General features: G+C 73.5%; 22 protein-coding genes and 2 tRNA genes. 13 read left to right on the top strand and 11 right to left on the bottom strand.

Annotated features, from left to right (window positions below; all coding sequences use genetic code 11):
- The first annotated feature begins 35 nt into the window (after nucleotides 1-35).
- From ABTZ03_RS22490 to ABTZ03_RS22480, 3 genes are all read left to right on the top strand, one after another.
- Nucleotides 36-833 carry a carbon-nitrogen family hydrolase gene (locus tag ABTZ03_RS22490; protein WP_350514823.1) on the top strand — a complete coding sequence of 266 codons (798 nt, stop codon included), beginning with the start codon at nucleotides 36-38 and terminating at the stop codon, nucleotides 831-833.
- A 171-nt stretch (nucleotides 834-1004) separates the two neighbouring features.
- Nucleotides 1005-2096 carry a GntR family transcriptional regulator gene (locus tag ABTZ03_RS22485; RefSeq protein ID WP_350514822.1) on the top strand — a complete coding sequence of 364 codons (1092 nt, stop codon included), beginning with the start codon at nucleotides 1005-1007 and terminating at the stop codon, nucleotides 2094-2096.
- 113 nt (nucleotides 2097-2209) lie between these two features.
- Entirely contained in the window at nucleotides 2210-2857 is a 648-nt protein-coding gene (locus tag ABTZ03_RS22480; protein WP_350514821.1) for a putative DNA-mimic protein, read from the top strand.
- Nucleotides 2858-2898: 41 nt separating this feature from the next.
- On the opposite strand, the gene ABTZ03_RS22475 is transcribed toward ABTZ03_RS22480, so the two are convergent.
- Entirely contained in the window at nucleotides 2899-3684 is a 786-nt protein-coding gene (locus ABTZ03_RS22475) for an SLATT domain-containing protein (protein ID WP_350514820.1), read from the bottom strand.
- Between the two features lie 381 nt (nucleotides 3685-4065).
- Here ABTZ03_RS22475 and purD point away from each other — a divergent pair, with 381 nt between their 5' ends.
- From purD to ABTZ03_RS22455, 4 genes are all read left to right on the top strand, one after another.
- Nucleotides 4066-5313, top strand: a complete 1248-nt coding sequence (gene purD / locus ABTZ03_RS22470; protein WP_350514819.1) for a phosphoribosylamine--glycine ligase — start codon at nucleotides 4066-4068, stop codon at nucleotides 5311-5313.
- Between the two features lie 691 nt (nucleotides 5314-6004).
- Nucleotides 6005-7585, top strand: a complete 1581-nt coding sequence (locus ABTZ03_RS22465) for a hypothetical protein (protein ID WP_350514818.1) — start codon at nucleotides 6005-6007, stop codon at nucleotides 7583-7585.
- Between the two features lie 266 nt (nucleotides 7586-7851).
- Nucleotides 7852-9390 carry a N,N-dimethylformamidase beta subunit family domain-containing protein gene (locus ABTZ03_RS22460; protein WP_350514817.1) on the top strand — a complete coding sequence of 513 codons (1539 nt, stop codon included), beginning with the start codon at nucleotides 7852-7854 and terminating at the stop codon, nucleotides 9388-9390.
- A gap of 154 nt (nucleotides 9391-9544) precedes the next feature.
- Nucleotides 9545-10444, top strand: a complete 900-nt coding sequence (locus ABTZ03_RS22455; RefSeq protein WP_350514816.1) for a phosphoribosylaminoimidazolesuccinocarboxamide synthase — start codon at nucleotides 9545-9547, stop codon at nucleotides 10442-10444.
- A 28-nt stretch (nucleotides 10445-10472) separates the two neighbouring features.
- On the opposite strand, the gene ABTZ03_RS22450 is transcribed toward ABTZ03_RS22455, so the two are convergent.
- From ABTZ03_RS22450 to ABTZ03_RS22420, 7 genes are all read right to left on the bottom strand, one after another.
- Nucleotides 10473-11093, bottom strand: coding sequence for a response regulator (locus ABTZ03_RS22450; protein WP_350514815.1), 621 nt, complete (start codon nucleotides 11091-11093; stop codon nucleotides 10473-10475).
- Nucleotides 11090-12346 (bottom strand): sensor histidine kinase, encoded by a 1257-nt coding sequence (locus ABTZ03_RS22445; protein WP_350514814.1) that lies wholly within the window; start codon nucleotides 12344-12346, stop codon nucleotides 11090-11092. Before ABTZ03_RS22445 ends, ABTZ03_RS22450 begins: the two co-directional genes overlap by 4 nt.
- 90 nt (nucleotides 12347-12436) lie before the next feature.
- Nucleotides 12437-13276 carry an ABC transporter permease gene (locus ABTZ03_RS22440; RefSeq protein WP_350514813.1) on the bottom strand — a complete coding sequence of 280 codons (840 nt, stop codon included), beginning with the start codon at nucleotides 13274-13276 and terminating at the stop codon, nucleotides 12437-12439.
- Complete coding sequence (locus ABTZ03_RS22435) at nucleotides 13273-14274, bottom strand: ABC transporter ATP-binding protein (RefSeq protein WP_350514812.1); 1002 nt, start codon at nucleotides 14272-14274, stop codon at nucleotides 13273-13275. Before ABTZ03_RS22435 ends, ABTZ03_RS22440 begins: the two co-directional genes overlap by 4 nt.
- A gap of 219 nt (nucleotides 14275-14493) precedes the next feature.
- Nucleotides 14494-14569, bottom strand: a tRNA-Gly gene (locus ABTZ03_RS22430).
- A gap of 40 nt (nucleotides 14570-14609) precedes the next feature.
- A tRNA-Gly gene (locus ABTZ03_RS22425) sits at nucleotides 14610-14682 on the bottom strand.
- Between the two features lie 151 nt (nucleotides 14683-14833).
- Complete coding sequence (locus tag ABTZ03_RS22420) at nucleotides 14834-15151, bottom strand: histone-like nucleoid-structuring protein Lsr2 (protein WP_030056585.1); 318 nt, start codon at nucleotides 15149-15151, stop codon at nucleotides 14834-14836.
- Between the two features lie 467 nt (nucleotides 15152-15618).
- On the opposite strand from ABTZ03_RS22420, the gene purS reads away from it, so the two are divergent.
- From purS to ABTZ03_RS22400, 4 genes are all read left to right on the top strand, one after another.
- Nucleotides 15619-15873 (top strand): phosphoribosylformylglycinamidine synthase subunit PurS, encoded by a 255-nt coding sequence (gene purS, locus ABTZ03_RS22415; RefSeq protein WP_030278336.1) that lies wholly within the window; start codon nucleotides 15619-15621, stop codon nucleotides 15871-15873.
- Entirely contained in the window at nucleotides 15870-16547 is a 678-nt protein-coding gene (purQ, locus tag ABTZ03_RS22410) for a phosphoribosylformylglycinamidine synthase subunit PurQ (protein ID WP_350514811.1), read from the top strand. The genes purS and purQ overlap by 4 nt, the downstream gene beginning before the upstream one ends.
- Nucleotides 16547-18802 carry a phosphoribosylformylglycinamidine synthase subunit PurL gene (gene purL, locus ABTZ03_RS22405; protein WP_350514810.1) on the top strand — a complete coding sequence of 752 codons (2256 nt, stop codon included), beginning with the start codon at nucleotides 16547-16549 and terminating at the stop codon, nucleotides 18800-18802. Before purQ ends, purL begins: the two co-directional genes overlap by 1 nt.
- A gap of 65 nt (nucleotides 18803-18867) precedes the next feature.
- Nucleotides 18868-19680, top strand: a complete 813-nt coding sequence (locus ABTZ03_RS22400) for a maleylpyruvate isomerase family mycothiol-dependent enzyme (protein WP_350514809.1) — start codon at nucleotides 18868-18870, stop codon at nucleotides 19678-19680.
- Nucleotides 19681-19707: 27 nt separating this feature from the next.
- Here the strand turns inward: ABTZ03_RS22400 and ABTZ03_RS22395 are convergent, their stop codons facing one another.
- Together ABTZ03_RS22395 and ABTZ03_RS22390 are read right to left on the bottom strand one after the other, a co-directional pair.
- The gene (locus ABTZ03_RS22395; protein WP_350514808.1) at nucleotides 19708-20415 is read right to left on the bottom strand and encodes a hypothetical protein; all 708 of its coding nucleotides are present in this window, start codon (nucleotides 20413-20415) and stop codon (nucleotides 19708-19710) included.
- A 69-nt stretch (nucleotides 20416-20484) separates the two neighbouring features.
- Nucleotides 20485-21270, bottom strand: a complete 786-nt coding sequence (locus ABTZ03_RS22390; RefSeq protein ID WP_350514807.1) for a DUF3152 domain-containing protein — start codon at nucleotides 21268-21270, stop codon at nucleotides 20485-20487.
- A 236-nt stretch (nucleotides 21271-21506) separates the two neighbouring features.
- Between ABTZ03_RS22390 and ABTZ03_RS22385 the strand changes: the two genes are divergently transcribed.
- Nucleotides 21507-21938, top strand: a complete 432-nt coding sequence (locus ABTZ03_RS22385) for a DUF3151 domain-containing protein (protein ID WP_350514806.1) — start codon at nucleotides 21507-21509, stop codon at nucleotides 21936-21938.
- Between the two features lie 110 nt (nucleotides 21939-22048).
- On the opposite strand, the gene fbaA is transcribed toward ABTZ03_RS22385, so the two are convergent.
- Nucleotides 22049-23071 carry a class II fructose-bisphosphate aldolase gene (gene fbaA, locus ABTZ03_RS22380; RefSeq protein ID WP_350514805.1) on the bottom strand — a complete coding sequence of 341 codons (1023 nt, stop codon included), beginning with the start codon at nucleotides 23069-23071 and terminating at the stop codon, nucleotides 22049-22051.
- A gap of 351 nt (nucleotides 23072-23422) precedes the next feature.
- On the opposite strand from fbaA, the gene ABTZ03_RS22375 reads away from it, so the two are divergent.
- Nucleotides 23423-24142, top strand: a complete 720-nt coding sequence (locus ABTZ03_RS22375) for a DedA family protein (protein ID WP_350514804.1) — start codon at nucleotides 23423-23425, stop codon at nucleotides 24140-24142.
- The last annotated feature ends 137 nt before the right edge of the window (nucleotides 24143-24279 follow it).

Genomic DNA, 24279 nt, shown 5'->3' with positions numbered 1-24279 from the left:
ACGATCGTAGGTCTCTTGCCGTGGACGGTGGTACTGTGCGCGCTTCATTGATCCAACTCGCGGTCTCGGACGCCGAGCCGCCCGCCGAGCGACGGGCCAGGGCCGCGTCATTGGTGCGGGCGCAGCAGGGTGCCGACCTGGTGGTGCTGCCGGAGCTCTGGCCGCTCGGCGGTTTCGCCCACGACCTCTGGTCGGACGGCGCCGAGACGCTGGACGGGCCGACCTCGGACGCGATGGCGGCGGCCGCCCGGGCCGCCGGGGTCTGGCTGCACGCCGGTTCGATCGTCGAACGCGACCCGGACGGGCCGATCTACAACACCTCGCTGGTGTTCGCGCCGGACGGCGAGCTGGTGCACACCTACCGCAAGATCCACCGCTTCGGCTTCGACAGCGGCGAGGCGGTGGTGATGGGCGCCGGGCAGGAGATCGTCACCGCGCCCACTGACTTCGGCACCCTGGGCCTGGCCACCTGTTACGACCTGCGCTTCCCGGAGCTGTTCCGGGCGCTGCTGGACGCCGGGGCCCAGCTGCTGGTGGTCCCGGCGGCCTGGCCGGCCAAGCGGCGTGACCACTGGACGCTGCTGGCCCGGGCCCGGGCGCTGGAGGAGCAGGCCTTCGTGCTGGCCTGCAACACCGCCGGGACGCACGCCGGGGTCGAGCAGGCCGGGTACAGCGTCGTGGTGGACCCGTGGGGCCGGGTGCTGGCCGAGGCGGGGGCGGGCGAGGAGGTGCTGACCGTCGAGTTCGACCCGGCCGAGGTGGGCCGGGCGCGGGAGGAGTTCCCGGTGCTGCGGGACCGGCTGCTGGGCATCCCGGCGCCCGTCCAGCGCTAGGCCCGGTCCGGCCGATCTTGCCGGACAGGACCTGGCGCATCCCTTTTCGGAGGGTTGGTTCGTACCTACCCCGGGCCGGTTTGAGAAGATGAGCACTCGTCGTGTTCCCTGCCGCCGGTCGGCCGGTCCGTCGCGGGTCGGTTCGGCGGCCCGCCCGAGGAGGTCGCGCGCATGTCCGGCACCGGCGCCGGCGACACCCCCCGCCCGGTCATCCACCGCAACAGCCTGCGCGAGCAGATCGCCGGTGCGCTCCGCGAGGAGATGATGGCCGGCCGGTTGGAGGCCGGCCGCAACTTCACCGTCAAGGAGATCGCCGAGCTCTACGGCGTCTCCGCGACCCCGGCCCGGGAGGCGCTGGTCGACCTCGGCGCGCAGGGGCTGCTGCGGGCCGAGCACCACCGCGGCTTCACCGTGCCGGAGCTGTGCTGGGACGACTTCCTGGAGATCTTCGAGTCCCGGGTGCTGATCACCGACAGCTTCTACCGCCAGTTCGCCACCCGCCGGGCGCTGCCCGACCTCACCCGGCTGCCCTCGCTGCGGCGCCGGGCCGACGCGGCGGTGCGGGCCGCCCGGGCCGGGAACCTGGATGTGATGGTGGGCTGCGACCGCCGGTTCTGGCAGGAGGTCTCCGCCCTGCTCGGCAACCGCCGGATCGAGGAGTACCTGGACTGGCTGCGGGTGCAGTCCTGGATGTACGCCGCGCCCTACCTGCGCGCGCTGCCCACCCTGGCCGGGGTCTGCTGGGACCGCCACCCCGAGCTGGTCGAGGCGATCGGGGACCGGGACCTGGTCGGCGCGCACCGGATCATCTGCGAGTGCAACCTGTTCACCGCCCGACTGCTGGCCGGGCTGGCCGGGCGGCCGCTGGAGTCGGTGACGGTGCTCGGGCTGCTCACCGAGGCCGCCGCCGGGGAGCCGCTGCCGGTCCCGGTCGAGCCGCCGCCGGCCGCGCCGTCCCCGGCCCGGCCGTCCGCCGGGTCCGCGACCCCGTCCGTGGACGCGTCCGGGTCCGGGGTTCCGTCCGGGGCCTCGTCCGGGGCCCCGTCGGAGTCCGGGACGCCGTGGTCGGCACGGTCCCGGCAGGGCGACGAGGTCGGCCGGGAGCTGGGCCGTGAACTGGGCCTGGGCCTCGGCCTGGTGCCGCAACCGCGCTTGGGGCCGCACACCAGGTTCGGCCGCCGACTGTCCCAACCCCGGCTGTCCGAACCGCCCCCCGAGGCCCCGCAGGGACGGCCCGATCCGCACCCCGCTCCGGGCCGGTAGGGTGGCGGGCGTCGAACCTCGGTACCCGTACGGGCCGTCCGGGTACCGACCCCGCCCCCCGTCGTCGTCCCGCCCCGCGGGCGATCCCGCCGTCCGGAGAGGAACTGCCGGCCATGGCCTGCGACCTCTGGCTCGTCCCGCTGGTGGACGTGCTGAGCCACAGCCCCGACAACCCCTTCCGGGACGACCTCGCGCACTACAACGCGGTGCTGACCTCGCGCGGACTGCCCGAGGTGCCGGTCTACCGGTTCGTCCCCGGGCTGAGCGGGGCGGTCGAGCCGATAGCCGCCTTCGACTACGACTCGCTGCACTTCCTGCGCCGCGCCTACCTGTTGGGCCTCACCGGCCTGGACATCACTCCGGTCGACGCGCTCGGCGGCGACTACGAGCAGCTGCTGGAGATGTTCGAGAGCAGCGCCGAACAGTCCCACCTGGTCTGGCACTTCGACCACGCCGGGGCGTACGTGCCGATCGAGTTCCCGGCCCCGCTGGTGGACGACACGCTGCTCGCCTCCGGCGGTCCGCTCGGCTCCAGCCACGGGCTGCTACGCGAACTCCAGGCCGTAGCGCCGGTGTTGGGCATCGACCCGGCCAACCCGCCGGCCCCGACCCGGCCGCTCGGCCCGACCGGCCTGGAGCAGCCGTTCGGCCCGCCGATCGACGACCTGCACCCCTTCGCCCGTGAGCGGCACGCCTGGTCGGGCCTGTACGCGGCGGCGGTCCGGAGCCTGGAGCAGGGCTCGATGATCGTCTTCGCGTAGCGCCCGGCGGGCTCCCGGAGACGGGAGTGCGAAGACGGGCCCTACCGCAGCGGCCCCTCCGGCGGCCGCTGGCGCGGCATGGTCGGCCTGGTCCCGGGCGGCGGCAGCACCCGCACCTGGGCGCCCACCCCGGGCTCGGTGCGCCCGCCCCAGGTCCCCGCGGACTGGGTGGGCAGCTGGGTCATCGACGCGCGGAACTCCAGCATCCACTCCGAGGTCTCGGTGCGGACCATGTCCGAGACGTCCTCGCAGAACCGGCGCAGCACCCCCAGGCAGCGCTCGGCGGCCTCGCCCGCGGTGCCCTCGGTGGGGCCGAGCACCTCGCGCACGCACTCCGACGCCCAGTCGAACTGGAAGGCCTCCAGACGGCGTTGCAGCGCCTGCGCGGTGGAGACGTCCCGCATCCAGCCGGAGGTGCACCCGAAGGCCCGGTCGGCGCCGTAGCAGGCGGCGGAGAGCGCCAGGCCGACGTAGCCCCAGGCGGCGCCGTGGGCGACGGCGCCGGTGAGGTCCACCAGCGGCGCGGTCACCCCGCCGACCGCGAAGCCAGCCGACCCGAAGCGCAGCACGCGCGCCCAGCGGCGCTTCCAGACCCGGTCACGGCGGTACCACTCGATGGCCTCGACCGCCCGCTCCTCGGACCAGCGGTAGAGCTCCTCCAGCCGCTCGGCGGGCTCGCCCCAGTCCCCGAGCGGGAACTGGCGGGCGCTCAGATCGGTCCGGCGACGGGTGGAGGCCCGCCGGGCCACGGCTGCGGCGGGCTGGTCCTCCTCACCGATCTCCTTGCCCCAGGCACTCTCCTCGGGCTGCATTTCCGGCTGGCTCACCTGTGGGGCTCCCTGTGGCGGGCGGGCGGCTCGGTCTGTCGGCGCATCGGCTGACCCGACGTCCGCTGACCCGACGTCCGCCGGTCGTTGTCCAACAGCACTTCTTACCGCCAAATGGCTTACCGCGGGGCGCTTCCCCGGTGATCGTTACCGGTTTCGGCCACCGGAAGCCCAGGCGGGACGGTTGCGGCGGTCGGCGAGATTTCACCCGTCCGAGCGAGGGTCCGGTGACCCGCCGTCCTGACCCGGGCACCCGCCGCTCATCCGACCCGGTCCGGCTTGGAGGAACCTCCGACGTCGTCGGCGTACGGAGCGCTCCGACTGGAGGATCGGACGGGACCGGGGAGCGACCGGAACAGGCCACCGACTACGCTGCCAGGCGTGAAGGTCCTCGTCATCGGCGGCGGCGCCCGCGAACACGCCCTGTGCCGCTCCTTGTCCCAAGATCCCTCCGTGACCGAGTTGCACTGTGCCCCGGGCAACGCCGGGATCGCCCAGGTGGCGACGGTCCACCCGGTCGACCAGCTGGACGGCGGCCAGGTCGTCGCGCTGGCCGCGAAGCTCGGCGCCGACCTGGTCGTGGTCGGCCCCGAGGCCCCGCTGGTGGCCGGCGTCGCCGACGCCGTGCGCGCGGCGGGCATCCCGGTCTTCGGCCCCTCCGGCGCGGCCGCGCAGCTGGAGGGCTCGAAGGCCTTCGCCAAGGACGTGATGGCCGGGGCCGGAGTGCCCACCGCCCGCTCCTACGTCTGCACCACCGCCGAGGAGGCCGCCGAGGCGCTGGACGCCTTCGGCGCCCCGTACGTGGTCAAGGACGACGGCCTGGCGGCCGGCAAGGGCGTCGTGGTCACCTCCGACCGCGCGGCCGCGCTGGCGCACGCCGCCTCCTGCGAGCGCGTGGTGATCGAGGAGTACCTGGACGGCCCCGAGGTCTCGCTGTTCGCGATCACCGACGGCACCACCGTGCTGCCGCTGCAGCCCGCGCAGGACTTCAAGCGCGCGCTGGACGGCGACGAGGGCCCCAACACCGGTGGCATGGGCGCCTACTCGCCGCTGCCGTGGGCCCCGGACGGGCTGGTCCAGGAGGTGCTGGACACCGTCCTGCAGCCGACCGTGGACGAGCTGCGCCGCCGCGGCACCGAGTTCTCCGGCCTGCTGTACGCGGGCCTGGCGCTCACCTCGCGCGGCACCCGGGTGATCGAGTTCAACGCCCGCTTCGGCGACCCGGAGACCCAGGTCGTGCTGGCCCGGCTGCGCACCCCGCTGGCCGGCGTGCTGCTCGCCTCCGCCACCGGCACCCTGGGCCAGCTGGAGCCGCTGCGCTGGGACGAGGGGGCGGCCGTCACCGTGGTCGTCGCCTCCGAGGGCTACCCGGCCGCGCCGCGCACCGGCGACCCGATCGAGGGCCTGGCCGAGGCCGAGGCGGACGGCACCGCGTACGTGCTGCACGCCGGGACGGCGGCGGACCAGGACGGCCGGGTGCTCAGCGCCGGGGGCCGCGTCCTGTCGGTCACCGCGACCGGCACCGACCTGGCCGAGGCGCGCGACCGCGCGTACGCGGCCGTGGACCGGATCTCCCTCAAGGGCGGCCAGCACCGCACCGACATCGCGCTGAAGGCGGCCACCGCCTGAGGCACCCGAGCCCCTCGCGGCCCCCGGGCGGACCCTCGCCCGGGGGCCGCGCCGTGCCCGGGGCCCCAGGGCCGACGGGCCGGCGCCCCGCCGCCAGTCCTGCCGCGAGCTCTGCCGAGAGCCCTGCCGAGAGCCCGCCGCGAGCCGCGCCGGGCCCGAACGGGGTGCCCGACAACCCGCAGGGCGCAGCGCCCAACGGCGTTTCCGGGCCGGGAGCGGTTCCCGGGCCGCCACACCGTTCGGCGGGCGGAATCCAGCACATCGGGTGACAGCACCCGCATCCGGCTGACGTAACCGGGCGCCCGGCCTTATGGTGCGCTGGATCGCCGTGTGACGGTGCCGTGCGCCGGGGTCGCCGCCGGGTAGCGGCGCGCCCGCGGGGGGATGCTGGACGGCGATCGGCCGGTCGGCCGCCCGGTGCTTCGCACCGGACCGGTCGCGGGCGCCCCGGCGGCGTCGTCGAACGGACCGCGGCGTCACCGGAACAACCGGGCGACGTCACCGGGACGAGTGGAAACCGGGCCGATCCGGAACACCCGCCCGGACCGGGGCGTCGAAAATGTCAGTAGCGCCACACAGCATGCACTGCCGGGGATCGGACGCCTCCGCTTCCCGGTCGGAACTGATCGTTTCGAGTCGGCTCAGGGCCCGTAGCGGGTGCCCGAGGGCTCCGAAGGGGGTGCCGCACCGTATGGCCGTCGACACCGCGCGCGCTCACGCCCAAGCGGTCCTGCGGATCCGGGGCCTCGCTCTGGCCGCTGCCGTCCTGCCCGCCGCCGTCGCGGTGGTCCTGCTCGCGGGCCGGTTCACCGGCCGGATCGGGGCGCCCGGCTCCTCCGACGCGGCCGGGTGGGACGCCGTCCGCTGGGTGGTCTGCGCGGTCGCCGCGCTGACCCTGCTGGTGGCCGGACTGACCGCCCGCGCCCTGCGCCGGGCCGTCCCGCCGCAGACCCCGGCCGTCCCGGTCGAGCGGGCCGGGGCCCCCGAGCTGTACCGGCTGATCGACGAACTGGCCGACCGGCTGGACGTCCCGGCGCCCTCCGCGGTGGCCCTCACCCCCGACTGCGACAGCTGGTTGGAGGACGTCCCGCCGGGCCGGCGCCCCGGCCCGCGGCGGCCGCAGCACCTGCCGACCGCGCCGGTCCTGGTGATCGGCTCGCCCTTCCTCTGGTGGATGCGGGCCGGCGAACTGCGCGCCCTGCTCGCCCCCGTGGTGGCCGGCACCGCCGCCTCCGCGGACCCGGAGATCGCCGCCGCCCGCCGCTTCCTGCGCGGCCTGGACGCCTGCCTGGACTCCGGCGCGGGCGCCGCCCCCGGCCTCGGCGGCGGCACGCTGGCGGCCCCGCCCGCGCCGCCCCGGCGCGGCCCGGCCGGGCTCGCCGACCGGATCGCCCGGCGGATCACCCGCCGGCTGCTCGGCGCCTGCCGCGGCCACGCCGCCGAGCTGGAGCGGTCCGTCGCGGGCTGGGCCTCCGAGCAGGCCCGGACGGTCGACTACGGCCTGCGGATCGCCGCCCAGGAGCAGGTCGGCCTGGCCTACGCCGGCTGGGACCGGCTGCTCACCCGGGTCGCGCTGCCCGCCTGGCGGCTCGGCCGCCACCCCGCGCACCTGAACGCCGGGGTGGTCTCCGCGCTGACCGAGCTGTCCCGCCGGGACCGGCTGGCCGACGGCTACGGCACCCGGCTCGGCGACCGCCCCGCCTGCGACCTGCTGGAGGAGCCCGGCGCGGTGGACCGGGCGGTCTCCCGGCTGGCCGCCGAGCTGTTCTTCGGCCGCCCGGCCGCCGGCGCCTGGCACGAACTGGAGTGGGCCGACTACCCGGCCGAGGTGGTGGACGCCGGCTGGCGGGCCCGGGCCGCCGCCCTGCAGGCCGCCCTGGACCGGCTGGCCCCGCAGTCCCGCCCCGGCGCCCCGACCCTGACCCGGCTGCTGGTCCGGCTCGCCGAGGGCGACGGCGAGCAGCTGGCCGCCGCGCTGGCCGCCCAGCTGGCCCGCACCACCACCCCGGCCCCGCTGCTGGAGCCCGACCGCACCGGCCGCGACCTGTTGGTCGACCATGTCACCGCGATGGTCTGCTGCGCCGCCGTGGACACCGCCGGCGGTGCCCCCGGGCTGGACTGGCTGGACGGCCCGGTGCTGCTGCTCGGCGGCGTCCGCCGCACCGACCTGGCCGCCCCGGTCGCCCAGGCCGTGGAGCAGGGCCAGGACGGTCCGCTGCGGGCCTGGCTGGACGCGGCCGAGGTCCGGCTGGAGAAACCCGTCCGGCTCTGACGTCCCAGTTGACGTCCCGGCAATGCCCTCCCGGCCCACCAGCAGCTTCCGTCCCGGGCGGCGCTCGGCGCCCCGCACGCGCCCCCGGGGCCCCGGGCCTCCGGCCGTCTCCGCAGGCCGGAGGCCCCGGCCCGACGGCGCCCGAGATTCCCGCCACCAATTGCTACCGTGGGGTGACGGAGCGCCAGCACTGTGTGGTGTATTAGACCGCACGCACATCCGGGGGGCACGTGCCAACCGGACGGAAGTGCACCTGGGAGGGGCGCGTGGGGACCGAACTCAACCGCCGCTGGGAGTCGGGCACGCACGCCTACAGCGTCTCCGACCCCTTCGGCCAGGGCCCGCTGCCCTGGCTGCGCAGTCCCGACCTGTACCTGGCCGGGGCCGAGGGCGCCGTGCCCTGGTACGTCTCGGTGGATGCGCCCGGCCAGCAGCCGCTGGGGGCCGGCGCGCGGCGCAAGCCGCCGGTCGGCACCCCGCAGAGCTCCAACGACGTGGACCAGCAGATCAAGGGCTTCGCCTCGGCCGGGGTGATCCGCCCCGGCGGTTCGGTGGACTTCCGGGTCACCGTCAACCCGCCCCGCGAGTTCACCGTGGGCGTCTACCGGATCGGCCACTACGGCGGCGACGGAGCCCGCCACATGACGGACAGTCCGCTGATCGCCGGTCTGGCCCAGCCCGCCCCGCTGGTGGTCGAGCGGACGGTCTCCTGCCACCACTGGTGGCACTCCTGGCGGTTGCAGGTCCCGCCGCACTGGAAGCCGGGCGCGTACGTCGCCGTGCTGACCACCGCCGACATGCTGCACCGCACCCATATCCCGTTCACCGTAAGGGACTTCGCCGGCCAGGGGCGCAAGGCCGAACTGCTCCTGGTGCTCCCGGACGTGACCTGGCAGGCGTACAACCTGTTCCCCGAGGACGGCCGCACCGGCGCCAGCCTCTACCACGCCTGGGACGGCCGGGGCGGTCTGGTCGGCGAGTCCGAGGCGGCCGTCACGGTCTCCTTCGACCGCCCGCACGCCACCGCCGGACTGCCGCTGCACGTCGGCCACGCCTACGACTTCATCCGCTGGGCCGAGCGCTACGGCTACGACCTCTCCTACGCCACCGCCACCGATCTGCACGCCGGCCTGGTGGACCCGTCCGAGCACCGCGCGCTGGTCTTCCCCGGCCACGACGAGTACTGGTCCGAGCCGATGAGACGGGCCGCCGAGCGGGCCCGGGACGGCGGCACCTCGCTGGTCTTCCTGTCCGCCAACACCATGTACTGGCGGGTCGAGTTGACCGCCGCCGCCTCCGGCGAACCCAACCGGCTGCTGAACTGCCGCAAACGGCAGAAGGTCGGGCCGGGCAACCCGGCCGCCGGGGTGCCGGGCGCGGCCAGCGCGCTCTGGCGGGACGCCGGCGAGCCCGAGCAGCACCTGCTCGGCGTGCAGTACTCGGGCCGGGTCGCCGCGCCCGTCCCGCTGGTCGCCCGGCACACCGCGCACTGGCTCTGGGACGGCACCGGACTGCAGGAGGGGGACGAGCTGCCCGGGCTGGTCGCGGGGGAGGCCGACCGGTACTACCCGAAGGTGGCGCTGCCGGAGCACACCGAGCGGGTGCTGCTGGCCCACTCGCCGTACCGGGACCTCGCGGGCCGCACCCGCTACCAGGAGACCTCGCTGTACCGGGCGCCCAGCGGCGCGTACGTCTTCGCGGCCGGCACCTTCGCCTGGTCGCCCGCCCTCGGCCGCCCCGGGCTCACCGACGAACGGGTCCAGCGGGCCACCGCCAACCTGCTGGACCGCCTCTGCAAGAACTGAACCCGGGCCGCGCGGGAACCTGACCCGGGCCGCGCAAGGACCGGGCCCGGGCTCCCCGGGAAGCGGGCCGGGGCGGCCGTGAAAGACTGCGGGGGCAGTGACCTCCCCTTTCGCGGTGCCCCACGCCCCGAACGACCCCTGAGGACTGAACACCTTGAGCGGATTTGTCACCAAGCCCGAGCCGGTCCAGGTACCCGGCCTGGTCCACCTGCACACCGGCAAGGTGCGCGACCTGTACCGCACCGGATCGGGCGAGCTGGTGATGGTGGCCAGCGACCGGATGTCGGCCCACGACTGGGTGCTGCCGAACGAGATCCCGGACAAGGGCCGGGTGCTCACCCAGCTCTCGCTGTGGTGGTTCGAGCGGATCGCCGACATCGTCCCCAACCACGTGATCTCCACCGAGGTCCCGGCCGGCGCCCCGGCCGACTGGAAGGGCCGCACGCTGATCTGCAAGAGCCTGGACATGATCCCGGTCGAGGCGGTCGCCCGCGGCTACCTGGCCGGCTCCGGCCTCTCCGAGTACCAGGAGAGCCGGACGGTCTGCGGCATCGCCCTGCCGGAGGGCCTGGTGAACAGCTCCGAGCTGCCCGCCCCGATCTACACCCCGGCCCTCAAGGCCGAGGTCGGCGAGCACGACGAGAACGTCCCGTACGAGGAGACCGCCCGCCGGATCGGCGCCGAGCTGGCCAACCAGGTCCGCCGCACCACCCTGGACGTCTACGCGCGGGCCCGGGACATCGCCCGCGACCGCGGCATCATCCTGGCCGACACCAAGTTCGAGTTCGGGCTGCTGGACGGCGAGTTGATCATCGGCGACGAGGTGCTCACCCCGGACTCCTCCCGCTACTGGCCGGCCGACGAGTACGAGCCGGGCCGCTCGCAGGCCTCCTTCGACAAGCAGCTGATCCGCGACTGGCTGGTCTCCCCGGACTCCGGCTGGGACCGCTACAGCGAGCAGCCGCCGCCGGAGCTGCCCGCCGAGCTGGTCGAGCGCACCCGGGCCAAGTACATCGAGGTCTACGAGCGGCTGACCGGCACCAGCTGGGCCTGATCCGCTCGCGGACGCCCGCGGGCGCGGCTCAGATCCAGCCGTGCTCGCGGGCGATCCGCACCGCCGCGTGCCGGTTCTCCGCGCCCAGCTTGGTGGCCGCCGAGGACAGGTAGTTGCGCACGGTGCCCTGGGACAGCGCGGCCCGCTCGGCGATCTCCGCGATCGGGGTGCCGTCCGCGGCCAGCTCCAGGACGTCCGTCTCGCGCGGGGTCAGCGGGGTCTCCCCGGCGCTGATCGCGTCCGCCGCCAGCTCCGGGTCCACGTACCGGCCGCCGGACCGCACGGTGCGGATGATGCCGGCCAGGTCGGCCGCCGAGACGGTCTTCGGCAGGAAGCCGCGCACCCCGACCTCCAGCGCCCGCTTCAGGTAGCCGGGGCGGCCGTGGCCGGTGACGATCATGCAGCGGCAGTCCGGCAGCAGCCGGCGCAGCTCGGTGGCCACCTCGATGCCGTCCTTGCCGGGCATCTGGAGGTCCAGCACCGCGATGTCCGGTTGGTGCGCCCGGGCCATCGCCAGCGCCTCCGGGCCGGAACCGGCCTGGGCGACCACCTCGATGTCGTCCTCCAGCGAGAGCAGCGCGGCCAGCGCGCCGCGGATCAGGTGCTCGTCGTCGGCGAGCAGGACGCGCACCGGCGCGGTGTCGGTCATCGGAGGGCCTTCCTCGGCAGCGGGGATCGGAGCGGTACGGCGGCGAGCACCCGGAAGGTGCCCGGCCCGGCCGTCGGGACGGTCAGTTCGCCGTCGTGGGCGGCCAGCCGCTCGCGCAGCCCGCGCAGCCCGGTTCCGGTGCCCTGGGACGGGAACGGGGTCTCGGGCACCCCGTCGTTCTCCAGTTCCAGCACCACCCGGCCGTCGTCCCGGCGCAGCCGGATCAGGCAGTGGGCGGCCTCGCTGTGCCGCAGCACGTTGGTGGTGGCCTCCCGGATCACCCAGCCGAGCACCGACTGCACCGGCAGCGGCAGCCCGTCGGCGTTCTCGCCCAGGTCGATCTCGCAGGCGATGTCGGCGGAGCGGAGCACGGCCCGGGCGCCGATCGCCTCGGCGTGCAGGTCGGCGGTGCGGTAGCCGCGGATGACGTCCCGGACCTCGCGCTGGGACTCCTGGGCGATCTTCTGCACCTCGGCCATCTGCTCGGCGGCCTCCGGCCGTCCGCGCCGGGCGAGTTGGACGGCGAGTTCGCTCTTCAGCGCGATGGTGGTGAGGTTGCGGCCCATCACGTCGTGCAGGTCGCGGGAGAAGCGCAGCCGCTCCTCCGCGACGGCCAGCCGGGACTGCGCCTCGCGGGCGGCGTCCAGCTCCCAGACGATGGCGGTCACCCAGGCGAAGCTGCGGCAGCTGCCGGCCAGGACGAGCGTGCCGATCACCATGCCGACCAGCCAGCCCGAGGTGGTGGCGGGGCTGATGCCGGCCAGCAGCATCGCGGGGGCGACCGCGCAGGGCAGGGCGGCCGCGCCGAGGAAGGCCCAGCGCAGGGGCAGGCCCACCCCCGCGGGGCCCGCGGTCGCGCCGACCAGGGAGGCGGCGACCACCGCGGTGAACGGCGGGCCGGGGTGGGGCGACAGCCCGTCGGAGGACGGGCCGAGGAGCAGCAGGGCCCAGGCCCCGGCCACCGTGACGACGGTGTTGACGGTCAGCCAGCGGCGGTAGCCACCGGGGCGTCCCAGGTAGCGGTCGAGGGAGGTGCGGTAGGCCCGGATGCTGACCAGGAGCGAGGCGAGGGACAGCGCCAGGGCGACCTGGGCGGTGCCGGCCGCGCCCCCGATCCGTACCGAGGAGGCGCTGGCCAGCAGGTTCACCGGCAGCATGATCCACGCCACCATGTAGAGCGACCAGCGGAAGTACAGCTCGGCGCGCTGCGGCTTGCCGTAGCCCCTCCAGCGGCGGATCGGCCCCCGGACCATCGCAGCGCTCCCCGTCTGATCACGATCGTGTTGCTGCCTTCATATCAGAGGCGGGACGGGGACGGGTCCTTCGGATTCTCGTCGTGCGGTTCAGCGGCGCGGCTCCCAGCGGAAGTACCGCACCGCGCCCCAGACTGCGAGGGCGCACCAGATCGCACCGGTGACCAGGTGCGGGGCGGCGGTGCCCCAGCTGCCGAGGAAGTCGGTCGGGGCGGCCGAGCCGTCGGTGCCGAACCAGCCGACCCGGATCAGCTGGAAGGCCGGGGTGGTCGGCAGCAGGCGGCAGATGTCGGCCAGCTGCGTGGGCATGACCTCCAGCGGGAAGAACAGGCCGGAGCCGAACTGCATGACCAGCATGACCGGCAGGGTGGTGATGCCCGCGCTCTCGACGGTCTTGGTGAAGGCGCTGGACAGTGCGGCCAGGGCGATCATGGTGCCCAGCAGCAGCACCAGGCCGACCAGCATCAGCAGCGGGTTGACCGGCATCGTCAGGTGCAGGCCGAGGCTGCCGCCGACCCCGATCAGGGCGGCCATGGACAGTCCGAGGGCGAGCGAGGGGACGGCGGTGCCGAGCAGGATCTCCAGGTCCCGGGCCTCGCCGGTGCGCAGCCGCTTGAGCACCAGTTCGCCGCGCCGTCCGACGTACGCGGCGGTCAGGTTGTAGTAGACGACGAAGGCCAGGATCATCCCGACCGACCCGTAGATCAGCATCGAGTCGACGTCCAGCCCGGGGGTGGTCTCGGCCTGCTTCTTGAGCATGCTGTGGAGGGTGCCGATCAGCACCACCGGCAGCACCAGGGCGGTGAACAGCGCGGTGCGGTTGCGCAGCAGCAGGGTGGCCTCGGCGCGGCCGAGGGCGATCAGGCGGCCGGCGGTGGTGCTCTGCGGGCCGGCGGCGGTGGAACCCTTGACGGGGACGGCGGTGGTCATCGGGCGGATCCGATCAGGCGGCGGCGGGCGGGACGGGCGGGGGCCTCGGGCGGGGCCTGGTGGGCGGCCTCGGAGGCGATGGCGAGGAAGGCCTCCTCCAGCGAGGCGCTGCGGGCGTCCAGGGCGCCGAGCGCGATCCCGTGCTGCCGGGCCCAGCCGAGCAGGTCGGTGAGGGTGTCCTGGAGGGCGGTGCTGTGCGCGGTGACCTTGCGGCCGTCGACGGTGAACTCGGCCCCGGCCAGGACGGGCAGCGGGGTCCCGGTGAACTCGGGGAGTTCGAAGGTGATCCGGGACGGCCGGCCGGCGATCACCTCGGCGACGGTGCCGGTGGTGACGACCTGTCCGCCGTGCATGATGGCGAGCCGGTCGGCGAGCTCCTCGGCCTCCTCCAGGTAGTGGGTGGTGAGCAGCACCGTGGTGCCCTGGGCGCGCAGTTCGCGGACCAGCTGCCAGACGGCGGCGCGCGCCTCCGGGTCGAGGCCGGTGCTGGGCTCGTCCAGGAACAGCACCTCCGGGCGGCCGAGCAGGGCCATCGCGAGGTCCAGCCGGCGCCGTTCGCCGCCGGACAGCTGCTTGACCCGGACGCCGGCCCGGTGGCCGAGGCCGACCAGCTCCAGGGCTTCGGCGACCGGGCGGGCGCCGCTGGTCATCCCGGCCCAGCTGCGCCCGGTCTCGGCGACGGTGAGCTCGCCGGGGAAGCCGCCCTCCTGGAGCATGACGCCGATCCGCGGGCGGACGGCAGCGCGCTCGGTGAAGGGGTCGTGGCCGAGCACCCGGACGGTGCCGCCGCTGGGCGCGGCCAGGCCCTCGATGACCTCCATGGTGGAGGTCTTGCCGGCGCCGTTGGTCCCGAGCAGGGCGAACAGCTCGCCGCGGCCGACGGTCAGGTCGACGCCGCGGACGGCCTGGTACTCGGTGGCGCCGGTGCCGTAGTGGCGGCGTAGGTCGGTGACCTCGATCACGTGGTCGCCGGGGCGGGCGGGCTGGCTCGTTTCCATGTCCCCAAGCCTTCCGCCGCCGGGGCCGCGCGGGCAGTGCGCGCCGTCATGGACGGGCGGTGCGGATCCACGGGTCGGCGATGACAAATGTCATGGGCGAATGGCGGACCGGGCGAATGGCGGGGTGGGGCGGGATCCGGGACCGGGCGGGATCGGGGGCCGGGCGGAGAAGTCGCCGGAATACGTCGAAGGCCCCCTCGATCGAGGGGGCCTTCGTACTGGAGCGGACGACGAGATTCGAACTCGCGACCCTCACCTTGGCAAGGTGATGCTCTACCAACTGAGCTACGTCCGCATGGTCAGACTATTGATTTGTACGGTGCTCGCGCACTGCGAGCGGACGACGAGATTCGAACTCGCGACCCTCACCTTGGCAAGGTGATGCTCTACCAACTGAGCTACGTCCGCATGGTGCCTGGTGGGGCACCCGCCGCCGCTTTGGATCTTTCCGTTGCGGCGACGAGGAATACTCTACAGCATCGTTCGGGGTGGTCGCCCCACCCTTTCGGTCCAGGCGGGCGGGGCGACCGGGGCGACCGGGGGCGGTGCCCCGACGCGGTCAGTTCGCCTCGGCGAACGCCTCGTACACGTGCTTGGGGATGCGGCCGCGGGCCGGCAGTTCCATGCCGCGGGACAGGGCCCAGGCGCGCACGGCGGCCGGATCCGGAGTGAGCGCGGTGCGGCGGAAGGACTTTCCGGTGCGGCTCTGGCGACGGCCGGCCGCGACGAACGGAGCGAGGGCCTCCCGCAGCTTTTCCGCGTTGTCCACGGACAGGTCGATCTCGTACGACTTCCCGTCGACGCCGAAGTGGACGGTTTCTGCGGCGGCGCCGCCGTCCAGGTCGTCGGAGAGCGTGACAACTACACGCTGAGCCATGGGTGTCAATCCTCTCGGGCAATTCGGCCGCCGGTTCGCGGAGTGCGAAGGGTGGCCTGATGTGCACCAACTCGCGCAAGCGCACACGGGCAGGCCTGGTGGCCCGCCGGATACGCAGCACTTGCCGCGACAGGTGGCCCTATTCTGCACCCGAAGGGGGTCGAAATCGAAGAGTTCGGCATTCTTTTCCGGATATTCACGAGTCTTCGCGTCGCCGCGGGATACCGAGTGCGGGACGGGAGGATCTGTCCCCAAGTGCCGTATTCGGGTGTTCTTCGGGCGTCTCCGTTCGGGGCTCCGAATCCCGGGAAACCGGCCGGGCCGGGCGGGGGGTGGGGGTGCCGGATCCCTTGTGGCGTAAGGGTCCTGGGTCTACGCGCGTCACCCTCCCCGGCCAGCAGAAGTGCCTCGAACGGCCGGTAGTCTGGAGTTCCCCCGCCTCACCGAAGACACCACCGGGAGTGCCAGTGGCACGCGTCGTAGTCGACGTCATGCTCAAGCCGGAGATCCTCGACCCCCAGGGCCAGGCGGTGCAGCGTGCACTGCCCCGTCTCGGATTCACCGGGATCGCCGACGTCCGCCAGGGCAAGCGTTTCGAGCTGGAGCTGGAGGGTCCGGTCGACGACGCCGCGCTCGCCCGTATCCGCGAAGCCGCCGAGACCTTTCTCGCCAACACCGTGATCGAGGACTTCACCGTCCGGGTCGAGGAGGCGGCGAAGTGACCACCCGCGTAGGCGTCGTCACTTTCCCCGGATCCCTCGACGACCGCGACGCCCAGCGCGCGGTCCGGCTGGCCGGCGCCGAGCCGGTCGCCCTCTGGCACCGTGACAATGATCTCCACCAGGTCGACGCCGTCGTCCTGCCGGGCGGATTCAGTTACGGCGACTATCTGCGGTGCGGCGCGATCTCGCGCTTCTCGCCGGTGATGGAGACCGTCATCGAGCAGGCCAGGCTCGGAATGCCCGTCCTGGGTATCTGCAACGGCTTCCAGGTGCTGTGCGAATCGCACCTGCTGCCGGGCGCGCTGACCCGGAACGACTCGCTGCACTTCATCTGCCGCGACCAGAAGCTGCGGATCGAGAACGCGGACACCGCCTGGACCCGGGATTACTCGGCCGGCCAGGAAATCGTCGTCCCGCTGAAGAACGGCGAGGGCCGCTTCGTCGCCGAGGCGCACGTCCTGGACGAACTGGAGGCGGAGGGCCGGGTCGTGGCCCGTTACCTGGACGTCAACCCGAACGGTTCGTACCGCGACATCGCCGGCATCACCAACGCCGCCGGCAATGTCGTCGGCCTGATGCCGCACCCGGAGCACGCCGTGGAGCCGCTCACCGGTCCGACCACCGAGGGCCTGGGCTTCTTCACTTCCGTCCTGAAGCAGCTGGTGAACGCCTGATGAGCCTCGACACCGTCAAGAACGCCGAGCAGACCCCGGACGCCGCCCAGCCCTGGGCCGAACTCGGCCTCAAGCAGGACGAGTACGCGCGCATCCGGGAGATTCTCGGCCGCCGCCCGACCGGCGCCGAACTCGCGATGTACTCGGTCATGTGGTCCGAGCACTGTTCGTACAAGAGCAGCAAGGTCCACCTGAAGCAGTTCGGCGAGAAGAAGCCCGATTCGGACGCGATGCTCGTCGGCATCGGCGAGAACGCCGGTGTCGTCGATGTCGGCCAGGGCTACGCGGTGACCTTCAAGGTCGAGTCGCACAACCACCCGTCGTACATCGAGCCCTACCAGGGCGCGGCCACCGGCATCGGCGGCATCGTGCGCGACATCCTGGCGATGGGCGCCCGCCCGGTCGCCGTGATGGACCCGCTGCGCTTCGGCGCGGCCGACCACCCGGACACCCGCCGGGTGCTGCCCGGGATCGTCGCCGGCATCGGCGGCTACGGCAACTGCCTGGGCCTGCCGAACATCGGCGGCGAGGTCGTCTTCGACTCCTGCTACCAGGGCAACCCGCTGGTCAACGCGCTGTGCGTGGGCGTCATGAAGCACGAGGACATCCACCTCGCGCAGGCCTCCGGGGCCGGCAACAAGGTCATCCTGTACGGCGCCCGCACCGGTGGCGACGGCATCGGCGGCGTCTCGGTGCTGGCCTCCGAGACCTTCGACGACACCAAGCCGGCCAAGCGCCCGGCCGTCCAGGTCGGTGACCCGTTCCAGGAGAAGCTCCTGATCGAGTGCACCCTGGAGATCTTCCGGGAGAAGCTCGTCAAGGGCATCCAGGACCTCGGCGGCGCCGGTCTGTCCTGCGCCACCAGCGAGCTGGCCTCGGCCGGTTCCGGCGGCATGCGGATCGACCTCGACACCGTGCACCTGCGCGACCACACGCTCTCGCCGGAGGAGATCCTCATGAGCGAGTCGCAGGAGCGGATGTGCGCGATCGTCGAGCCCGACAAGGTCGCCCGCTTCCTGGAGATCTGCGAGAAGTGGGACGTCATCGCCAACGTCATCGGTGAGGTGACCGACGGCGAGCGCCTGGAGATCTTCTGGCACGGTGAGCTCGTGGTGGACGTGCCCCCGCGCACCGTCGCCCACGACGGCCCGGTCTACCAGCGTCCGTACGCCCGCCCCAGCTGGCAGGACGCGCTCCAGGCCGACGCCCCCACCGCCGAGCGGCTGGCCCGCCCGACCACCGGCGAGGGCCTCAAGGCCGACCTGCTGAAGGTCGCGAGCCACCCGAACCAGGCCTCCAAGTCCTGGATCACGGACCAGTACGACCGTTACGTGCTCGGCAACACCGTGCTCTCGCACGGCGAGGACTCGGGCATGATCCGGATCGACGACGAGACCAACCTCGGTGTCTCGGTCGCCACCGACGGCAACGGCCGCTACGCCAAGCTGGACCCGTACACCGGTGCCCAGCTGGCCCTGGTCGAGGCCTACCGCAACGTCGCGGCCGGCGGCGCCAAGCCGCTCGCCGTCTCCGACTGCCTCAACTTCGGTTCCCCCGAGGACCCGGACGTGATGTGGCAGTTCGCCGAGGCGACCCGCGGCCTGGCCGACGCCTGCCTGGTGCTCGGCACCCCGGTCACCGGCGGCAACGTCTCGCTGTACAACCAGACCGGCGAGGTCGCCATCCACCCGACCCCGGTGGTCGCGGTGCTCGGCGTCATCGACGACGTCACCCGGCGCACCCCGGTCGCCTTCGCCGAGGAGGGGCAGCTGCTCTACCTGCTCGGCGACACCGCGGACGAGCTCGGCGGCTCGGCCTGGTCGCAGGTCGTCCACGACCACCTCGGCGGTCTGCCGCCCGTGGTGGACCTGGAGCGCGAGCGGCTGCTCGGCGACATCCTGATCGCCGCCTCGCGCGACGGCATGATCGACGCCGCGCACGACCTCTCCGACGGCGGTCTCGGCCAGGCGCTCGTGGAGAGCTGTCTCAAGGGCGGCCACGGCGCGCGGATCGTGGTGCCCGAGGGCACCGACCCGTTCGTCCTGCTGTTCTCGGAGTCGGCCGGCCGCGCCGTCGTGGCGGTGCCGCGCAGCGAGGAGCTCCGCTTCAACGACATGTGCACCGCGCGTGGCCTGCCGGCCACCCGGATCGGTGTCGTGGACGGCGACAGCCTGGACGTCCAGGGCCAGTTCAGCGTCACGCTGGCCGAGCTGAAGGACGCCCACACCGGCGTCATCGAGGCCCTGCTCGCCTGATCCGCAGGTGTCGAGGGACGGACGGTTCTCCGGAACCGTCCGTCCCTCGGCGTATGTTGAGCCCCATGCCTGCCAAGTCCCGTACGTACCAGCCGCAGAAGGTCCGCGCCGCGCTGGCCGCCCAGACCGGGGCGCTGCGCGCCGCCGTGGCGGGCCTCACCGACGCGCAGCTGGACCTGCCGACCAGGCTGGGGGAGTGGACCGTCCGGGAGCTGCTGGCGCACCTGGCCGTCCAGTTGGACTTCGTCCCCGCGCGCCTGGACGATCCGCTGCAGGGGCGTCCGCCGCTCGGCCTGCCGGGCTGGGTGGCCGCGGTCGGCACGGTGGCGCCGCTGTTGGACGAGCAGGCCAGGGAGCGGTCCGCGGCGGACTTCGCCGGGGACGCGGCCGCGGTGGCGGTGGCCTTCGGCCGGGCCGCCGACGCGCTGACCGGGCTGCTGGAGCGGCCCGAAGCCGCCGACCCGGTGCGGCGGTTCGAGATCCGGCTCGGCTCGATGACGCTCGCCGACCTGCTGGTCACCAGGCTGGTGGAGACGGTGGTGCACGCCGACGACCTGGCCGCCGCCCTCGGCCCGGAGGCCTTCCCGCACGACCGGCAGGCCGTCGCCGCCGTCACCCGGCTGCTGGCGGACGCCTTCGCCGATCAGGTGCCCGGCGGCGCGGTCGAGCTGCGGATCCCGCCGTACGCGGTGGTCCAGGCCGTCCCCGGGCCCAGGCACACCCGGGGTACCCCGCCGAACGTGGTCGAGACCGACCCGCTGACCTGGATCCGGCTGGCCACCGGCCGGCTCCCCTGGGCGGCGGCGGTGGCGGACCACGGGGTGTCCGCCTCGGGGGAGCGCAGCGACCTGGGGGAGTACCTGCCGGTCCTGGGCTGAGTGCCTGCCGGTCCCGGGCTGAGTGCCTCAGTGGACCTGCCCGGCCAGGGTCTCGGCGGCCTTGCGCAGCGGTTCGCCGGCGAGTTCCCCGTTCACGACCTGGCTGTCGGGGGCCTCGGAGAGCAGCAGCATCAGGTCGCCCTCGCCCTTGAGCGCGATCCGGGCGACCGCGACGGTGCCCCCGTCCGAGGCGAGCGTGGTCCGACCGACGGCGGGCCGGGTCTGGGCGAAGCGGGTCAGCTGGTCCACGCTGAGCCGCCCGTTGCGCTGGATCATCGGCAGCGCCAGGCTGACCGCGGTGTCGTTCCTCGACGTGGCCAGCAGGTCGACCTCGACGGTGGATCCGCCGAGGCTGTAGGAGCAGGTGATGTCGGCGCTCGGGGGAGTGGCGGGCATCTCGGTCATCGTCGGCGGGTGGGTGACCCCGGACGGCCAGGGCGCGGCCGGGACGCCGTCGCCCGTGTTGCCCGTGACGGAGTGTCCGTCCGTCACGGCCGGGGCGACGGTGCCGCCGATCCCGGCGGCGGCCGCGGCCTTCGCGAAGTCGAGGCCGAACGGGCAGTCGGTGGACTTGTTCTTGACCAGGTCCAGGGCGGTCGACCGGACGCGGTCGTAGCTGAGTCCGGTGCCGGTGGTGGTGCCGATGGAGGGTGCGGACGAGCAGGCGGCGGCGCCGAGGGAGATCCCGGCGGCGGCGAACACGGCGGTGAGCCTTCGGCGTTGGGCGGCGGTCATGCTCGCAGGGTAGGCCGTCGTTGTCCCGGGGGTTCGCCGATCAGGTCTCAACTCCGTTGCGGTCCATCGCTACGGGACGGCCGGGCCGCTCAGGTAGGTGCCGTCCGCCGAGTACGGCCAGGCGTTCGGGGCGCAGCCCTTGAGGCCGTAGATCTGCTGCATCATCGCGGGCGCGGGCTTGCCCGGGCCGGGACAGGTCTCGTGGCCGTGGCCGATCCGGTGGCCGACCTCGTGGTTGACGATCAGCGCCCGGTAGTCGTCCAGCGGGCCGCTGAACTGGGGGGAACCGGTGTTCCAGCGCTTGGAGTTGACGAGCACCTGGTTGCCGACGTTGCAGTTCACCTCGCCGTGGGTGTCCAGGCCGGAGGCGCCGCAGATCCTGTCCACCGTCGCCGGGGAGGCGATCTTCACGGTGAAGTCGTAGGAGCCGCCGGCGACCAGCTGGAAGCCGTTCCGGCGGTCGTTGGTCCAGCCCCGGCGGTCGCCGAGGATGCCGTGGATCTGGGCCGCGGCCGCCGTGGCGTCGATGCCGATGCCGTCCTCGACCTCCACCCGGTAGCGGCGCACGGTGCCGCGGCCGACCGCCTTGGCGCTGGCGGGGGCGATGGTGAAGGTGCCCGCGCCCTTGCCGGGGCCGGGGTCGGGCCCGGTGGGTGTGGTGGTCGCCGTCGGGGTCGGGGTCGGGGTGGCTGTGGGGGTCGGCGTGGGGGCCGGGGGCGTGCTGGGTGGCTGCTCGGCGGGCGGCGCCATCCGGGCCTGGGCGGCCGGGGCGGGGGCGGGCCGGTCCGGGGTGCTGGTCAGGACGAGGACCGCGGCGCCCAGCACCACGAGGGCGGCCAGCAGTGCCGTGAGCATGCCAGGGCCGATCCGGCGGCGTGACCGGCGGCGTCGGCGGCCGCCGGGAGCCTTCCCGGGCGGGGCGGCTCGCCTGCGGGCGGGTCTGGCAGCGGGCACGAGCGACACCTTGGCATGCGAACGGGTGAATGTCTACATACGTGGTATGCAGACGCCGGTTCGACCGCCCCCGGTGGAGCCCGTCGATCACGACGGGGGCGGTTGACCCCTGCGCCGCGGATGGCAGACTGCACTGCATGGCGCTTCACAGGAACCTTCTCGACGGCCCCGAACCCACTTTCCTGCCGGAGGACGAGCAGCCCTACCGGATGCTGGCGGAGGAGTCGGCCTCACCGACCCAGGTGGTCGCCGAATTCCCGGCCTTCTGCCTCGGCTGGGCGATGCTCGCCGACGACGCCTTCGTGGCCGGCCGCCACGTCGAGTCCTACGCCTACGCCCGCACCGGCTACCACCGCGGCCTGGACTCGCTGCGCCGCGCCGGCTGGAAGGGCCACGGGCCGGTGCCGTGGGAGCACCGCGGCAACCGCGGCTTCCTGCGCTGCCTGGCGGCGCTCGCCCGGGCGGCCGGCGCGATCAAGGAGACCGAGGAGGAGAACCGCTGCTGGCAGTTCCTGAAGGACAGCAGCGCGGAGGCGTACGCGGAGCTCAAGCCGTCCACCGAGCTGTAGGGCGTGCCCTAGGGACCCCGACGTGACGGTGCCCCCGGTGGATCGTCCACCGGGGGCACCGCTCTGTTCGGGCGCCTGGAGCTTCAGGCGCCCGTCACCTCAGGCCCTCGTCACTTCAGGCGCTTGCCGGCCGAGCGCAGCTGCTCGGCGGCCTCGCGCACGCGGGCGGCCATGCCGGCCTCGGCCAGCTTGCCCCAGGTGCGCGGGTCGTAGGTGTTCTTCTTGCCGACCTCGCCGTCGACCTTCAGCACGCCGTCGTAGTTGGCGAACATGTGGCCGGCCACCGGGCGGGTGAACGCGTACTGGGTGTCGGTGTCCAGGTTCATCTTCACGACGCCGTTCTCCAGCGCGGTGGCGATCTCCTCGGCGGTGGAGCCCGAGCCGCCGTGGAAGACGAAGTCGAACGGGTCGGTCTTGCCGTACTGCTTGCCGATCGCGTCCTGCAGCTCGCGCAGCAGCTCCGGCTTCAGCACGACGTTGCCCGGCTTGTACACGCCGTGCACGTTGCCGAAGGAGGCGGCCAGCAGGTAGCGGCCCTTCTCGCCCAGGCCCAGCGCCTCGGCGGTGCGCACGGCGTCGTTGACGGTGGTGTACAGCTCGTCGTTGATCTCGTGGGTGACGCCGTCCTCCTCGCCACCGGTCGGGGTGATCTCGACCTCCAGGATGATCCTGGCGGCGGCGGCCTGGGCCAGCAGCTCCTGGGCGATCGACAGGTTGTCCGAGAGGGTCTCGGCCGAGCCGTCCCACATGTGCGACTGGAACAGCGGGTTCTCGCCCCGGGCCACGCGCTCGGCGGAGACCGCCAGCAGCGGGCGGACGTAGCCGTCCAGCTTGTCCTTCGGGCAGTGGTCGGTGTGCAGCGCGACGGTGATGTCGTACTTGGCGGCGACGATGTGCGCGAACTCGGCGAGCGCGACCGCGCCGGTCACCATGTCCTTGTTGTGCTGGCCGCCCAGGAACTCCGCGCCACCGGTCGAGATCTGGATGATCCCGTCGCTCTCGGCCTCGGCGAAACCACGCAGCGCGGCGTGCAGGGTCTGCGACGAGGTGACGTTGATGGCCGGGTAGGCGAACTTGCCCGCCTTGGCCCGGTCCAGCATCTCGGTGTAGACCTCGGGAGTTGCGATGGGCATGCGATCCGCTCCTGTCGGGTTGCGGCGTACGGACGGTGCTGTCCGACGCTGTGTACGCCTTCGTGACGACTCCGTGCCGGCCCGCCGACGCGCGGCGCTGCGGTGTGGCTCTCCGGCACCAAGGTTCGAGGCGGCCTCCGCGGTACGCCCATGAGGGTGGTGGCCGCCGCGGACCGGACGCCTGTGCCATCTTCCCAGACTCGTGCCCGCAGGTCAGCAGGAGCCCGCCTGTCGGGACGTCGCGGTGGAGGGCTCGGCCGGAACTCGCCGGTGGCCCCGGGACCGGGCCGAGGGGCGCCGACGGGCCTCGGCCGGAAGCCGTCGGAAAGGTACGACCGCTATCCTGCGCCCGTGGACTACAACCAGCTGGCCGTCAATCTGCTCGACGCCAAATCCCTGATCTCGTCCCTCGGCGCCATCGGGCTGATCGCGATCATCTTCGCGGAGACCGGCCTGCTGGTCGGCTTCTTCTTCCCGGGCGACTCGCTGCTGATCATCGGGGGTGTCGCCGCCTCGAACGCCGCCTCCTCGGTGCTCGGCGACGGCGCCAAGCTGCCGATCGCCGTGCTGCTGATCGGCTGCCCGATCGCCGCGGTCGCCGGCGCCCAGCTCGGGCACCTGCTCGGCGCCAAGGTCGGACCGAGGATGTTCGACAAGCCGGACTCGAAGATCTTCCGCCGCGAGTACGTGTTGAAGGCGGAGGAGTACTTCAACAAGTTCGGCTCGGGCAAGGCCGTGGTGCTGGCCCGCTTCATGCCGATCGTCCGGACCTTCCTCAACCCGGTCGCCGGCACCCTGGAGATGCCGGCCAGGACCTTCTTCGTGTGGAACGTCATCGGCGGCGTGCTCTGGACCGAGTCCATGCTGCTGATCGGCTACTTCTTCGGCGACGCGCTCGCCCCGGTGATCGACAAGTACCTGATCCCGGCGGTGCTGCTGATCGTGCTGCTGTCGGTCTCGCCGATCCTGATCGAGGTCCTGCGGGAGCGCCGGAAGAAGAAGGCCGGCCTCGTCGAGGCCCCGGCCGCCGACACCGTGCAGAGTGCCGGCGGGCGGCACCGGCGCGGCTGAGGTCCGCGGCCACGCCTTCGTTCACGGCGCGTACGGCGAAGGGCCGGGGGCTGGTTAAACTGAAAAAAGAACCCCGCCCTGGTTCTGCTAGGGGGGTCGGGAACGGGGAGAGAGCCAGCGTGGCCCGGGCGGAAACG

Origin of the sequence: Kitasatospora sp. NPDC096077, from assembly GCF_040303245.1 — a bacterium.
Classification (GTDB): Bacteria; Actinomycetota; Actinomycetes; order Streptomycetales; family Streptomycetaceae; genus Kitasatospora.
The sequence above is the reverse complement of the archived record's forward strand: the minus strand, read 5'-3'. Positions and strand labels throughout refer to the sequence as shown.